The organism is Paenibacillus sp. Y859 (assembly GCF_056786405.1).
Window position 1 is genome coordinate 269,514 of the sequence record NZ_JBXCIZ010000004.1, and the last position, 14,776, is coordinate 284,289.

A 14,776-nucleotide genomic window follows, 5' to 3' on the forward strand; every position below is an offset into this window, starting at 1 on the left:
TGTTCTGAGAGGACGCGGGGAATGAGCTTACTTAACAACATTGTTTCCGTCCATCTGAAAAAGTTTATATTCTAAGAGTTCTTAGTATGAAAAAAGGAGGAATATCAGATATGACCCGAAAGCCAATTTCTGCAACAAATATTCCTAATGTAATATCTCTTGCTGTTCTATTCTCGATACTATTTGGAGCGGTGACAGAAGATTTGACGTGGTTTATAGGTACAGTGGCAACCGTGCCTATCCTATGTATTCTGCTGTATGCGGTCTGGTGGCAATTTGGCCATAATGGTATTGGGCTGAATAGCATAAACGCTTTTATCATGATGCTTACTTAGTACTAAGTCCAGTATTTCTAATTACTCCACAAAGCGCATTGGATATGAAGGTAATCACTAAAGTACATCATGATAAATACAGATAAAAACAAGAGCGATTAACATACGGGGGGACCATTCATGACAGGCACTTTCTATCAAATAGGTTCCGCCGTTCTAGCGGTGGCTGTATTGTGGGCAGTAATCTCCATTGTGTACGTTAGCTGGAAGAATGGGATCTCACCCATGCCTTCATCGGCAGTTGTCAGACGGACCGTAATAGCAGAGCTGAACAGATTAAGCCAAGGAGAACGAGGACTGATTGTGGAAGCAGGTTCAGGTTGGGGAACACTAACTTTCGATGTAGCAGGGAATACGAAGGGGTGGCAGTTTATTGGAATAGAGAATTCCTTCATTCCTTTGTGGATATCGATCCTTAAGCTAAGAATAAACCAACGTAGGGATATGAAATTTATTCGTGGAGATATTTACAATTATCCATACAACAATGCTAATGTGGTACTTTGTTATCTATACCCAGGCGCGATGAAGAGATTAAGTAAGATTTTTTATGATCAGCTAGCCCCTGAAGCGATCATTATAAGTGTATGTTTTGCGTTGCCTGACTGGCAACCCGTACGAGTGATTACTTGCGGCGATCTCTATCGAACGAAGGTTTATGTATATCGAAACATACTATAGCATGTCGAATTCAGCATCCACTAAATAGACAGATTCATCAAGGCGTCCAGTCGACGCCTTTTTTATATTTCGCGTGCCACATAAAGGTATATGGTATGAAGAGTCAAGCTTCAAATTTAACATATAGACTGAGCTGAATTGACGCAAGTCTCTAGATGATCCGTTATATTAGTATAGGAGAGACGGATGATTAAGCTAAGTGTGACAGACTTGGTATTCCGTTGAGTAGAATTATGAAAGTTGGGGTGAATCCATGTGGAGGTTTTTGTAATCATTCTGTTTAGTATTGTTGCACTGGTGGTTTTTACCTACTGTCTAATGAGATTTTATCCGTCATTTGGTGGGTTGTCGTCTGACCGGTTACGTCATAAAGTAAGCCAATCAACGAATTACTCTAAGGGTAAGTTTATCAATCAAATTCCAGCATCGATGGATAGAAGCTTCAAGGGAACAGTCTCTATGCTTATTGATTTTATCAAAGGAAATCCTAATGGAAGACCCCATGTGCCATTACCTGTGGACTCTATAAAATCTTGGGGTATAGAAGGGGGACGGGAAGCCCAAATTACATGGTTTGGTCATTCGGCATTGTTAGTGGAAGTGGAAGGACTGACGTTGCTATTAGACCCTATGTTGGGAAGAGCACCCTCTCCATTTCCACTGATTGGGGGCAAGCGATATAGTAAGCAGCTACCTATTGAGATTGAGGCATTACCAATTATAGATGCTATTCTGCTCTCACATGACCATTATGATCATCTGGATTATGGTACCATTATGCAGTTAAAGGAGAAAGTGAAGCATTTCTTTGTTCCACTGGGCGTGGGTGCTCATTTAGAGAGATGGGGAATAGGGACAGAGAAGATTACCGAATTGAATTGGTGGGAAAAGGTTGAATTTGCGGGGCTTACGTTGGTGAGCACGCCAGCAAGACATTTCTCTGGGAGAAGATTGCTGGGGAATGATACTACTCTATGGTGTTCTTGGGTTATCGCTGGGCAATCGACGAGAATATTCTTCAGTGGTGACTCCGGTTATGGTCCTCATTTCAAAGAAATCGGCGATTTGTATGGGCCTTTTGATATTACACTCATGGAATGTGGCCAATATAATGAGCACTGGGCCGGAATTCATATGATGCCTGAGCAAACGGTGCAAGCTCAGATGGATGTAAAGGGGAAACTAATGATTCCAATCCATTGGGGTGCATTCAGCCTAGCATTACACGATTGGACCGATCCCGTAGAACGTGCATTGAAGGCTGCTAAAGAGAGTAATGTAGCCATTTCCACACCAAGAATAGGGGAGGCCGTCTGGATTGGCTCCCCTAATTATCCTAAGTCTACTTGGTGGAAAAGTTAAGCATATAGAATGAACTAAAGACGAACCCTCTTATTCTTGATATAAACTAGAATCTATACACATACGATAACTTGTCTAGAGAATGATCGTTTTCTAGCGATACAACGGTCGTTGATAACGAACCCTGCCTCTGTAATCATGTCATCTATCGTCTCAATGGTGATAATAACCACCTTGCTTGCAATACGACGAGCATGCCGGAGGATCGAGAGTTGTTCCTCTGGCGTTGTTGAGGAGAACAGATTATACGGCATATCAATAATGGCTACATCGTACGACTCAGAGATGTCGGCTATATCTCCGAAAGTAACTTCACAATCGTATCCAAAGTGGGCAATGTTCTCCCGTGCACCTTGGACGATTTGAGGGTTGAAATCGCGACCCACGATATTGATTCCTATGGAGAGGGCCTCAACCAATACGGTTCCAATGCCACAGCAAGGATCAATCGCTTGGACTCCTATGGGATTCGGAACGGCGATATTAACTACAGCTCTTGCAAGACGTGTCCCGAGTGCTATCGAATAATTACGGGGTTTCTTCATATGATGGAACCATACCGCATCATTCTTGCAATATTTTCCGAAGTACCAACGTCCCCCAAGGGTGACAATTCCAAATGTATGATCTGGGTTATGAACATCAGCTTCACCTTCGATATGCAACCCTAAATCCCTCTCAATGAGACGCCTATCTTCATAGGATATTTTGTCGACTTCCGTAAGGTCGTTGATTTTAATGAAAATAACCTTGAAAGTATCTTTATGTAATACAATGTCCTCTACTTGCTTTAAGATATCCGCCAAGTTCTGTCCTTCGTACATAACTTCGATCTGTTCTTTAATAAATGGACTGCGACTAGGGTCAATATTAATAGAACTTTTCATTATAAAAGATTCTGTTTCCTGTGCAAAAAGTGAGCGCATCTCCAATCCCCACAAGGATCGTTCATCATCACTACATGCAAAAGTGTAAATAAATGTTGGTGCTTGTTGATTTGTTATCAATAACTTCCCATCCCTTTAGCAATTAATTTCTCTTCCTATTTCATTATATCTTCAACCATATCCGTAAAAGCTTATAATAGCAAAAAATATGAACTGAATGTAATTGACGTGGTAAGATAAGAAAAACAACAAGATTGGAGAACGATGATATGAGCCAAATGGATGCGAAACGTGCAGCACAACTAATAGAGAAGTGGATTTCAGTATATGACATGGACGATGCGAAAGCTTGGGAGCGGGATGAGTACCCTTTTATAAAGGATACGTCCAAAGCGATGAAGCTCTCCGTTCAAGTGTTGCGAGGCAAATCAGCTGCAAAAGGGGCTCAACTCCATGATGCCACTGCACAATTATTAGAATATATAGATGAATACGGTATGGATAGCCCGGAGGAGTGGGAGAAGGAGAATATTCCTTTTGTAAAAGAGGTTCTAGAAGCGATCCACTTTACCGTTTCTTTGCTTAAGAAGGGGAATAAGTAACTAGAAAAGGACAATAACTTCGATGAATAAATATCCGAGGTGTGAAGTTTAATCAAGAGGATGTCCGGCAGCCATATGATATGGCTTGCAGGACATCCTCTTATGTATTTGCCCATACGGACACACTACCACCATTGACTGGGAATGTTGCGTACCCATCCTGTTCTATGGTGATGGTATCCTTTCTGTTATGGGTATAGTCTACCCATACCTCCCCTACATGTTGCTCTCCAAGTGACATCCGTTTCTCTCCAGGATCACTGTTAGATATAACGACAGCGCAGCCTGAACCTACAATTTCAGGTATGCCGCGGCGAACCCAGCCAATTGTATTGGGATGATCGAAATAATCTTGTTGCTCGCCGTAAGCCTTATGGTAACGCGCATAAAGTAGTGGGTCGATAGCCGAGCGCTTCCCCTCTAGTGGTTCTTTTCCACCAATTCCATAATAGTCACCATAGAAGACCACTGGGAAGCCATCTTGGCGGAGCAAAATAAGCGCATAAGCACTCTGTTTGAACCAATCTTGAACCCATGATTCCAGCGCTTCATGTGGCTGTGAGTCATGGTTGTCGACGAAAGTCACAGCATTCATAGGGTGGGATTGGATTAATGTATTTTCAAAAATGGTCGTGAGATCGAAATCCTTCCCAGCTTGTGAGGCGGCTTGCAATTTGTAGTGAAGGGATACATCGAACAGATCCATTGTGTAGTCAATCGTATCTAGGAACTGTTGGCATGCAGATAAATCTGGGTTCCAGAACTCGCCAACCATATAGAAATCTTCTCCGCGTTCCTTGACCATCTGTGTTGCGAAATCCTTAATGAAATTGTGGTTAATATGTTTGATCGCATCCAGACGGTAACCATTACAACTTAACGTTGTGGCAAGCCACTTCCCCCAAGAGGTCATTTCTTCTCTCACCTGTGGGTGATTATAATCAATATCAGCGAACATCAAGTAATCATAATTCCCGAATTCATGGTCTACATGCTCATTCCAACGTTTATTCTCACCTAAGATTCTGAATACTCCACCTCGATTGGCACGTGCGTCATAATCTGTTCCATTGAAATGTTCGAAGTTCCATTTGAAAGAAGAATATTGTTCCCCTCGTCCCGGAAAAGTGAATTTCGTCCAACCTTCAATTTCAAAAGGTTGCGAAATTTCTTTCACTCGATCGTTTCTAGCAACTTCAATGACCTGAAATTTCTCCGTCTCATCTGCCCCAGCTTTATGATTCATAACCAGATCCACGTAAACAGTAAGACCTTGTTCGTGACAGGCCGATATCGCATTCATTAGATCCTGCTTTGTGCCATATTTGGTTGTAACGGTTCCCTTCTGGTCGAATTCCCCTAGGTCATAGAGATCATACGCACCATAACCTGTATCATTAACGGACAGAGCCTTGGTGACAGGCGGAATCCAGATAGCGGTAATGCCCTTCGATTGTAATTCTGGTGCGGCATCTCTTAATGTATTCCAATGCGTTCCGTCTGCATGGATATGCCATTCGAAAAACTGCATCATCGTTTGATTGCGCTGCATGTAGATAGATCCCCTTCCCTATTAGTTAGAGGTTGCCCAAAGACCTATGATGTTTAACCATAAAGGAATGAATCGGTGACATTCTTCATAAATATAGGTTGACCGATACACTTGAATAATGTATCTTTAAATTAAGATAAATTAAACGGAGGAATAAATCATGAACGATTTCACTACATTAGTACAGGCACGTAGATCAGCGAATAAGTTTATTACAGGTGTGGAGATACCAGATAAAGAGTTGGAGGAAATATTCAGTCTTGTGAAATTTGCGCCTTCTGCCTTCAACTTGCAACATGCACATTATGTCGTTGTTAAAGATCCTGAGATCATGGAAAGAATATATATGGCTGCTAATAAACAATATAAAATAAAGACGGCTTCTGCTGTCATTCTAGTTCTCGGAAAGAAGGATGCCTACAAAGACATAGGGAGAATCAATGAGGGACTGCTTAACTTAGGTATTATGAGTAAGCAGGAATATGATGCGGCATCCGCAGAGGTGAATTTTTTCTATGAAGATAGAGGGTCTTCATTTATACAAGAAGAAGCCATTCGAGGTGCAAGCTTATCTGCTATGTTATTCATGCTAACTGCGAAAGAAAAGGGTTGGGATACGTGCCCGATGATTGCTTTTGATCCGGAAGAGATTCGCGATATATTGAATATTCCAGATACGTATGTGCCAGCTATGATGATCACGATAGGTAAAGAGGATGAATCGAGTAAAAGACCGCGTGGGTACCGGAAACCTGTGGGTGAGTTTGTAAGCTATAACCAATTCTAATCACAACATAAAGAGCCGTTAACGTGGGAGTAATCCTTCTGTTAGCGGCTCTTTATATTGTGATAGCTAATCCTCTTCTTTTGGAACTAAATCGTATATCTTTCCAGTCTCTAATGCGTCGATGAAGCGACCCAACCATTTGTAATATTGGACAGCGTGAAGCATTTTGTCGATATCTTTATCAAGATGGGCAATCACCTGCAAGCTATCCGAATTTTCTTCCCGTAGCTTTCTGAGTTCCGCTAACGATTTATATAAAGAGTGAATATTCATTTCCATAGATTTGCGCCATTTAATCGAGAAGTAATCAACGAAATTCTGATGCCAATCTCCTTCTACCTCATATAGATCCTTCCGCGAGCCCTTACCCCAAACTTTACTTATCATTTTTAGATCGAGTAAAGTACGCATACCAGTACTCATACTCGTCTTGCTCATTCCCATTTCTTGACCCATCTCGTCCAGCGTGACAGGACCATCATGGAAGTACATATTGCCATACAAATGACCAATGGACATCGTGACCCCATACAGATCCATATTTGTGCCAACAGAATCCATGACGCGTTGTCGGGATTTCTCGATCACTTTTACTTGTTCCTCATTTAATCCATCAAATGTTGCCATATTGTATTCTCCCTTGAATAACGCCTGCGATGAGCGGAAACAATATCCACAGCACCTATTGTAGGAAAAAGTATCTAAAAAGTAAAGGATGAGGTGTTACAGGGATTGTAAGTTAAACAGAGTATACGGTTAGTAAAGTACGTAAAGTTAAAACTGTACACTCTATACGGTCCATTTTGCATTTTGACCCCATATTTTATGAAGTCTACACTATAGAAGTGGCATAAATCAGATACGGATGATTTGGAATGGAGGAAGATAGATGGCAATTATAGAAGTCAAATCGTTAACTAAGGTGTTTGGAAATGATCCGAAAAGGGCATTTCCTTTACTAGAGCAAGGCTTGTCCAAGGAGCGTATTGCTAAGGAAACAAAACTGACAGTAGGGGTCAACCGCGTCAATTTCTCAATCGAACCTGGAGAGATTTTCGTTATTATGGGCTTATCGGGTAGCGGGAAATCAACGGTGGTCAGATTGTTAAACCGTCTTATCGAGCCAACGGCAGGACAGGTTCTTATTAATGGTAAGGATATTGTTAAGATGAATCGAGAAGAGTTACGTCAAGTTAGACGTAAAACAATGAGTATGATATTTCAGAAGTTTGCCTTATTTCCACATCGAACAATATTAGAGAATGTTGAATATGGATTAGAGGTACAAGGGGTAGAAAAAGAAGCACGGCGAAAGAAAGCAAAAGAGTCATTAGCAATGGTCGGACTGGGTGGTCTAGAAGATAAACGTCCAGATGAATTAAGTGGTGGGATGCAACAACGAGTAGGACTAGCACGTGGTCTTGCTAATGATCCGGAAATTCTATTAATGGATGAAGCCTTTAGTGCGCTAGATCCATTGATTCGTAAAGATATGCAGGATGAATTATTAGAACTCCAAGCAAATATGAAGAAGACGATTATTTTTATTACGCATGATTTGGATGAGGCTTTGCGTCTTGGCGACCGAATTGCATTAATGAGGGATGGAGCTATCGTTCAGATTGGTTCTCCTGAGGAGATTCTAATGAACCCTGCGAATGCTTATGTAGAGCGATTTGTCGAGAATGTAGATTTATCCAAAGTACTTACAGCAGCTCATGTGATGATTCGTGCAGAGACAATTACGATGGATCGCGGGCCAAGAGTAGCGTTACAGCTTATGCGTGAGCGGGGAATATCCAATCTTTATGTCGTAGACAAGACTCGTCAGCTTATTGGAGTTGTGACGGCAGAAGATGCAGCAACAGCTATTAGAGAGGGTCAGTCGTTAGAGGAGATTATCATTAAAGATTCGCCGATTGTATCTCCGGATGTTCTTCTGGTCGAGTTATTTGATGTTGTGAGTAGTGCCAAAATTCCAGTAGCGGTCATTGACGAACGCAAACGCTTAGTAGGTATTGTAATTAGAGGAGCGGTTCTTGCTGCATTGAGTGGAAATAATGAGGAAGAAGTAGGTGAACCTCAATGAGTATACCTAAGATCCCCATTGGAGAATGGGTAGAAGCGCTAGAAGGCTGGCTGGAGACGAACTTTGAACCTTTCTTCGATGGCATCAAATTTGTTGTTGGTAGTGTAGTCAATGGCTTGGCAGATGGATTTAACTTCTTACCTCCGCTTGTTGTGATCGCACTATTTACGATTCTGGCCTACTGGCTTGGTAAGGTTAGATTAGGAGCGTTTACACTTCTCGGTTTATTACTAGTTCTTAATTTAGGTTACTGGGAACATACGATGGACACCCTTGCATTGGTGCTGACAGCATCATTCATCTCTATTGTGCTAGGCGTGCCGATTGGTATTCTATGTGCTGGAAATAAAAAAGTACAGAGCGTTTTTACTCCGATCCTGGATTTGATGCAAACGATGCCGGCATTCGTCTACTTATTACCAGCCGTTGCTTTCTTTTCACTTGGGGTTGTACCTGGCGTTATCGCCTCAGTCATATTCTCTATTCCACCTACTATTCGGTTAACTAGCTTAGGTATTCGTCAAGTTCCCGAGGATTTAGTAGAAGCAGCGGATGCCTTCGGTTCTACTCCAATGCAGAAATTAGTTAAGGTTCAGTTGCCGATTGCTATTCCAACCATTATGGCAGGAATTAATCAGACGATTATGCTTTCACTATCGATGGTTGTTATTGCATCGATGATTGGAGCACAAGGTGTTGGAGCAGATGTGTATAGAGCAGTAACGCAAGCGAAGACAGGTATTGGTACAGAAGCAGGATTAGCGGTTGTTGTCCTTGCTATTATGTTAGATCGAATGACACAGAAATTAGCTAAAAAAAATAAGAAGGAGTGATTGTAAGATATGATGAAGAAGAAAATGAGTGTACTTTTGATGGCTTTTATGGCGATAACGTTGGTGCTTGCAGGGTGTTCTACTAATGGAAATGGGAACGGCAATACAACAGGAGCCAAGAAGGATAAGAAGATCACGATGGCTTATGTGGCATGGGATTCCGAAATTGCCAGTACGAATGTTGTAAAGGAAGTACTGGAAAGTAAATTGAATTATAAAGTAGAAATGCTTCAGGTTGATGCGGGTCCAATGTACGTAGGTATTGCAGACGGTAGTGCAGATGCCATGGTGGCTGCATGGTTACCAAGCACGCATGGTGAGATCTACTATGAGCCGAATAAAGAAAAATTCGAAGATCTCGGAGCTAATTTAGATGGAACTAAAAGTGGATTAGTCGTTCCAAGCTACATGGATATTACAACAATTGAGGATTTGAATAAAGAAGAAGTAGGGAAATCCGTTAATTTCACAATTACGGGAATCGAACCGGGTGCGGGTATTATGACACAAACGGAGAATGTTGTTAAGGAATATGACCTGAAGAATTGGAACATTCTTGAGAGCTCTTCTGCCGCGATGGTCAAAGTACTGCAAGACGCTTACGCAAAGGAACAGCCGATTGTTATTACAGGGTGGACTCCACATTGGAAGTTCGCTGACATGGATTTGAAATACCTTGAAGATCCTAAAGCCGTATATGGCGGTAGCGAGCAAATCCATACACTCGTTCGTTTAGGGTTAAAAGAAGATCAACCAGCTGCGTATCAATTTCTAGATCAATTCGAATGGACAGCAGCTGATATGGAGACTGTTATGGTCGATATATCTGAAGGTATGACTGAACAAGAAGCTGCTCAGAAGTGGATCGCTGCGAATGAAGCAACGGTAAATGAATGGGTTGCTGGAATAGAGTAAATAATGAGTGACATAGTAGGGGCGAATTTATTCGCTCCTATTTTTTTAACATAATAGAAAGTATAAGTTTTTGTTTTTGGGAGACATTTAGATCTATTCCACCTTTTCGTTAATCAACAGATGTACAAAGTACATCTAAATCCGACCAATTTCCTCTAACACTAATTTTAGCTGCATAGAGTACATCTAGATTACTCAAATTCCCACTTTACATAGTTATCGCCACTTTTAACTGTAGCTTGTGCAACTAGTTCCCGCTTCCGTACCTTTCCCGCTATTTTAAGTGCAGTTTTTGCAGCTATTCCGCTGGGCGCCGTCGGCGCCTTTCTTAAACATATTTGCATATGATGTTTAATGTAACTATGATAATTACAGTAAAGAATAACATTGTGATTGAGGCGCTGGCGCCGAGGAGAGAATGCTATGAGTAAATGGCTGAAGACAATTCTTATACTACTTGGGTCGGCTATATTGACACGATTCATTCCGATGAGCTATTTATTTCGGACGTTGGATACGATGATTCATGAATTCGCTCATGCCGTGATGACGTTGTTCACATCTGGTCGCGTATTGTTCATTGAATTGAATGCAGACCACAGCGGTGTTACATATTCGACAATGACCTCGTTATGGAGTGCTATATTCATTGGACTTGCAGGTTATATCACAGCATCATTGACGGCTGTATTGTTGTTTTATTGGCTGCATAAGCAGCGGCAGAAGTGGGGATTGGTGCTATTAACAACGATTGCACTGTTGATGATTATCTTTTTTGTACATCAGGGTTATGGGGTGATCTGGCTTATAGGATTCATTGTCCTGAACATCATCATGCTATATTTACCACAAATGTTACGAAATGTGTATTTCGGACTGTTGGCATTCTTGACATTAGAGGAGTCTGTGATGGGGCCGTTATTTCTTGTTACGCAATCGCTACTGGGAAAGAATGCAGGGGATGCATCTAATTTAGCTAGGTGGACACATGTACCGACCGTATTTTGGGCGTTATTATTTCTTGCTATTGCGCTTGCCTGTGCCCGAATTTCACTCCACTTATTTTTTCGGAGTTGGAAAGAGCCTTCTCAACGAGAACGAAATATTTCACTATAAACTAATATGTATACTTGTATAAGTAGAGGAGAAGTGTATATGACAATCGTAGATGAGATAACAGAACTTATAGGCCAGACACCGATGGTTCGTTTAAATCGTACCGTTCCGGAAGGGGCAGCAGAGGTATACGTGAAGTTAGAAATGTTCAATCCTTCAGGAAGTGTGAAAGATCGAGCGGCCTTTAATCTCATTGATACAGCCGAAAGAATGGGTTTACTCACCCCTGGTGGGACAATTATTGAACCGACTAGCGGCAATACAGGTATTGGCTTAGCTATGATTGCAGCGGCTAAAGGTTATAAGGCTATTCTTATTATGCCTGATAATATGTCCAAGGAACGAATCAATATTCTAAAAGCATACGGAGCAGAGGTTGTTCTAACGCCAAGTAATGAAAGAATGCCGGGTGCTATTGCTAAGGCACTGGAACTCAGTGGAGAAATTGTCGGGAGCTTCATACCTCAGCAGTTTGAGAATCCTGCTAATCCTGATATTCATCGTATCACGACCGCTCCGGAAATATTGGAGCAAATGGATTATCGTTTGGATGCATTTGTAGCTACCGCAGGTACAGGAGGTACGATTACAGGTACAGGCGAGAAGTTACGTGAACATTTGCCTAATATTCATATCGCTGTTGTGGAACCTCAAGGATCTCCCGTTCTTTCTGGTGGTCAACCTGGTCCGCATAAATTAGTGGGCACGAGTCCAGGCTTTGTTCCGAAAATTCTTAATACAACGGTATATAATGAAATTATTCAGATAACGGATGTAGATGCTGTTGGAATGATGAAGGACCTAGCTCGTCTTGAGGGCATTCTTGTAGGACCTTCCTCAGGTGCATCTGTTTATGCCGCGATACAGGTAGCCAAGAAGTTAGGAACCGGCAAGAGAGTAGTATGTATAGCTCCTGATACGGGTGAACGATACTTGAGCATGGAGTTATTTTGAAATATAAGGATATCTATTCATATCACGCCCATGGAAATCTCATATTCCTCGGGCGTATGATTTCAATGTGATTAATCTCTTGGATAGTCCACTCTCATAATATCTAGAAAAGGTATCTTCGTTAGTTCTATATCATACTGAATATGAACTAATCGGGTTCTTGAGTCCAAGAGCACGATCTGACCACGCACCTGTTCTTGCCGTCCCCAAACGGTTAATACGATGTCACTTTCCTCGTTCTTTGCTTCGACTAATTGGTTCCCTAATTCTTCTAATTCAAATTCATCACGCGTGGGCCTCTTCGCAACCTTTGGCTTAGCCATATAAATCCCTCCCTTACACAACAAGACCGAATCTCCAGTATACCGTCAAATGATGTTGAAGTCATTTCTATCTTCATCATTTCATTGAGTTTAGGTCGTTAGAACCATAAAGTTCTACTTTTAGAAAGAAAATTTCAGAAAATTGCAAAATTCAATGGAAATGATTACAAATACGTAGTAAGATAGGACTCGTTATTGTATTTTAATAAATAGATATAATGAACTAGGATTTACTTGGATGGATTATTAATTTCATAAAAAAAATTCGGCAAAATTACTGAAAAGTAGTGACGCAAAGCTAAAGGGACTAAATCCGCATGGGATAGTCAGCCAGTTACATGAAAAATTGGTGATTTGCGGCTGTTATAACAGTTTCCGTAGATCACCTTTTTTTTGTCTTTATGAATAGACAAAACTGAACTTGAAAGGATAGGGGGGAACGACGTTATAATTGTAGTTTCAACGACATTAGATTTCGCACATATTAAACAGACAAAGAGGAGATAGGACATGAAGTTACCACAAATGTTTAAATCGATCACTAACAGAAGTATTGTCACTAAAAATATGATGTGGACTAGTATATCCATTATTTTAACAGGAGTTATATTAATTATATCAAGTTATTATATTCAAGGAGAAGTTCTTACAGATCAATTGGAGTCTGATTCGCAGAAAATTATGGAGTCTTGGAAAGGGAAGATAACAGCGGAAGAGACTCTTGAAGCGAAAGCTAATACAGACCGTAATTCACCGATTCATCGAAAAATGGCTGAGGTATTTGCCGAATTGCCAGAGATGCATCCTAACGTTGCTCAAGGTTACATATTCGGGCCTGAACTTGTGAATGGCAATGAAACATCTATTATCGCCTTTTCAGATGAAGTGATGGATATGCTTGCTGCAGACGGACTAGCTTACGGGGCGCTGTACCCTCAGCCTACTATTCATGCTGATGGTGTCAGAGAAATGTTGAAGACGAAGGAAATGGCATTTACTGATCCGTATGATGATGACTACGGTACGTGGGTAACCGTTCTATCACCCTATGAAGATAGCGAAGGCAATATATTCGCTTATATGGGTATAGATGTTGATGCGAGCTTAATTATGGCTGGGAAACAGGCATTGCTAAAAAGTACGTCGATAGCTCTACTTGCTACCTTAATTGTTATGTTGGCGCTGCAATATTTCATAACGAAGCGGACCTTTGCACCTGTGAAGCACTTGATGAATGCTCTAGAGACACTAAGTAAAGGTGACTTTAACGTTCAACTACCAATAGGCAAGGATGAATTCGGTCAAGTAGCGGAAAGATTTAACGCGACAGTCACCACTATGAATCGCTTGGTAACGACTATTAAATCCGTATCTTTACAATCGGCAGAACAATCGAAAGAATTGTTCTCCAATCTGGAAGATAACCAAGAAATTTCAATGGAGATTACTACTAATATTGAGGAGATATCTGAACAAGCATCTCAACAAAGTAAGTCCATTTTAGAGAGTGTAATTTCATTAGAGGAAATATCCTCAGGCGTGGGCACTATTGCGAGCAGTACTAATCTGTTATCTGATACGTCTATGGAAATGAAAGATCAATCAGAGCGTGGTAACGAGAATGTAGGCGAAGTTATGCAACAGATGGATAATATTCATAAATCGGTACTTAACTCCGTTAGTTCCATCGAACAATTACAGAATCGTTCTGGACAAATAGGTGAAATTGTGCACGTGATTACCCAAATTGCTACGCAAACGCAATTACTATCTTTAAATGCTAGCATTGAAGCAGCAAGAGCTGGAGAAGAGGGACGCGGATTTGCTGTTGTAGCCAATGAAGTAAAAAAACTGGCGGAAGAGTCTAAGAAATCTGCTGAACAAATTGCAGAATTAATTCAGTTTATTCAAAAGGAAACTCAGATTGCAGTTAATGCGGCTAATGAAGGAGAACGTAATGTAGAAGTAGGAATACGAATTGTGAAGGAGACAGGCATTTTATTTAATGGGCTGTTAATAGCTACAGAATCAGTGACAAGTCAGATTCAGGAAGTCTCTGCCGCAACAGAAGAGATGGTAGCTGAGACAGAACAAATCACCGCTGCAATTAAGCATCTTGCGGTTATAGCAGAGAGAAATGCTGAGGTATCTGAGGAAATTAAGTCTAGTACCCATGAGCAACGAACATCTTCGAACAAAATGGTTGAAACTGCGGAGCACTTAAATCAAGTATCTAGTAAGATTGAAGAATTAGTCTTTGGATTGAAAGTCTAAAATAGCATGTCGAAGGTTAGTTTGTTATCGCAAAATACGTTACTTCTAGAGATATAAATAAGGAGC

The 14,776-nt window shown here is 41.1% G+C and carries 15 protein-coding genes and 1 riboswitch; of the genes, 11 read left to right on the forward strand and 4 right to left on the reverse strand.

The genetic code is table 11. The features are described from left to right. Positions 1 to 110: 110 nt before the first annotated feature. The 3 genes from AC1TO8_RS12280 to AC1TO8_RS12290 all read left to right on the forward strand — a co-directional run bounded on the left by AC1TO8_RS12280 (position 111) and on the right by AC1TO8_RS12290 (position 2,378). Positions 111 to 335, forward strand: a complete 225-nt coding sequence (locus tag AC1TO8_RS12280) for a hypothetical protein (protein ID WP_482055897.1) — start codon at positions 111 to 113, stop codon at positions 333 to 335. A gap of 120 nt (positions 336 to 455) precedes the next feature. Continuing rightward, the gene (locus AC1TO8_RS12285) at positions 456 to 1,016 is read left to right on the forward strand and encodes a class I SAM-dependent methyltransferase (protein WP_482055898.1); all 561 of its coding nucleotides are present in this window, start codon (positions 456 to 458) and stop codon (positions 1,014 to 1,016) included. A 255-nt stretch (positions 1,017 to 1,271) separates the two neighbouring features. Beyond that, positions 1,272 to 2,378: an MBL fold metallo-hydrolase gene (locus AC1TO8_RS12290; RefSeq protein ID WP_482055899.1), complete on the forward strand. Its 1,107-nt coding sequence runs from the start codon at positions 1,272 to 1,274 to the stop codon at positions 2,376 to 2,378. 53 nt (positions 2,379 to 2,431) lie between these two features. Here AC1TO8_RS12290 and AC1TO8_RS12295 read toward each other — a convergent pair whose 3' ends face one another. After that, entirely contained in the window at positions 2,432 to 3,385 is a 954-nt protein-coding gene (locus AC1TO8_RS12295; protein ID WP_482055900.1) for a TRM11 family SAM-dependent methyltransferase, read from the reverse strand. A 149-nt stretch (positions 3,386 to 3,534) separates the two neighbouring features. Between AC1TO8_RS12295 and AC1TO8_RS12300 the strand changes: the two genes are divergently transcribed. Then, a complete protein-coding gene (locus AC1TO8_RS12300; protein WP_482055901.1) occupies positions 3,535 to 3,867 on the forward strand; it encodes a hypothetical protein in 333 nt (110 codons plus the stop codon). A gap of 100 nt (positions 3,868 to 3,967) precedes the next feature. Here AC1TO8_RS12300 and AC1TO8_RS12305 read toward each other — a convergent pair whose 3' ends face one another. Continuing rightward, complete coding sequence (locus tag AC1TO8_RS12305) at positions 3,968 to 5,419, reverse strand: alpha-amylase (protein WP_482055902.1); 1,452 nt, start codon at positions 5,417 to 5,419, stop codon at positions 3,968 to 3,970. A 160-nt stretch (positions 5,420 to 5,579) separates the two neighbouring features. Here AC1TO8_RS12305 and AC1TO8_RS12310 point away from each other — a divergent pair, with 160 nt between their 5' ends. Continuing rightward, the gene (locus AC1TO8_RS12310) at positions 5,580 to 6,206 is read left to right on the forward strand and encodes a nitroreductase family protein (protein WP_482055903.1); all 627 of its coding nucleotides are present in this window, start codon (positions 5,580 to 5,582) and stop codon (positions 6,204 to 6,206) included. A 66-nt stretch (positions 6,207 to 6,272) separates the two neighbouring features. Here the strand turns inward: AC1TO8_RS12310 and AC1TO8_RS12315 are convergent, their stop codons facing one another. Continuing rightward, on the reverse strand, positions 6,273 to 6,833 hold the full coding sequence (locus AC1TO8_RS12315; protein ID WP_482055904.1) for a GbsR/MarR family transcriptional regulator: 561 nt from the start codon (positions 6,831 to 6,833) through the stop codon (positions 6,273 to 6,275). A 262-nt stretch (positions 6,834 to 7,095) separates the two neighbouring features. Here AC1TO8_RS12315 and AC1TO8_RS12320 point away from each other — a divergent pair, with 262 nt between their 5' ends. The 5 genes from AC1TO8_RS12320 (at position 7,096) to cysK (ending at position 12,113) form a co-directional block, all read left to right on the forward strand. After that, complete coding sequence (locus AC1TO8_RS12320) at positions 7,096 to 8,295, forward strand: quaternary amine ABC transporter ATP-binding protein (RefSeq protein WP_482055905.1); 1,200 nt, start codon at positions 7,096 to 7,098, stop codon at positions 8,293 to 8,295. Then, positions 8,292 to 9,128, forward strand: coding sequence for an ABC transporter permease (locus AC1TO8_RS12325; protein WP_482055906.1), 837 nt, complete (start codon positions 8,292 to 8,294; stop codon positions 9,126 to 9,128). Before AC1TO8_RS12320 ends, AC1TO8_RS12325 begins: the two co-directional genes overlap by 4 nt. A gap of 9 nt (positions 9,129 to 9,137) precedes the next feature. After that, entirely contained in the window at positions 9,138 to 10,043 is a 906-nt protein-coding gene (locus AC1TO8_RS12330) for a glycine betaine ABC transporter substrate-binding protein (RefSeq protein ID WP_482055907.1), read from the forward strand. Between the two features lie 423 nt (positions 10,044 to 10,466). Continuing rightward, positions 10,467 to 11,159 carry a M50 family metallopeptidase gene (locus tag AC1TO8_RS12335; protein ID WP_482055908.1) on the forward strand — a complete coding sequence of 231 codons (693 nt, stop codon included), beginning with the start codon at positions 10,467 to 10,469 and terminating at the stop codon, positions 11,157 to 11,159. A 39-nt stretch (positions 11,160 to 11,198) separates the two neighbouring features. After that, positions 11,199 to 12,113 carry a cysteine synthase A gene (cysK, locus tag AC1TO8_RS12340; protein ID WP_482055909.1) on the forward strand — a complete coding sequence of 305 codons (915 nt, stop codon included), beginning with the start codon at positions 11,199 to 11,201 and terminating at the stop codon, positions 12,111 to 12,113. A gap of 71 nt (positions 12,114 to 12,184) precedes the next feature. Here the strand turns inward: cysK and AC1TO8_RS12345 are convergent, their stop codons facing one another. After that, complete coding sequence (locus tag AC1TO8_RS12345) at positions 12,185 to 12,436, reverse strand: YolD-like family protein (RefSeq protein WP_482055910.1); 252 nt, start codon at positions 12,434 to 12,436, stop codon at positions 12,185 to 12,187. 257 nt (positions 12,437 to 12,693) lie between these two features. Then, positions 12,694 to 12,778: riboswitch (cyclic di-GMP riboswitch) on the forward strand. 168 nt (positions 12,779 to 12,946) lie between these two features. Here AC1TO8_RS12345 and AC1TO8_RS12350 point away from each other — a divergent pair. Next, the gene (locus AC1TO8_RS12350; protein WP_482055911.1) at positions 12,947 to 14,710 is read left to right on the forward strand and encodes a methyl-accepting chemotaxis protein; all 1,764 of its coding nucleotides are present in this window, start codon (positions 12,947 to 12,949) and stop codon (positions 14,708 to 14,710) included. The last annotated feature ends 66 nt before the right edge of the window (positions 14,711 to 14,776 follow it).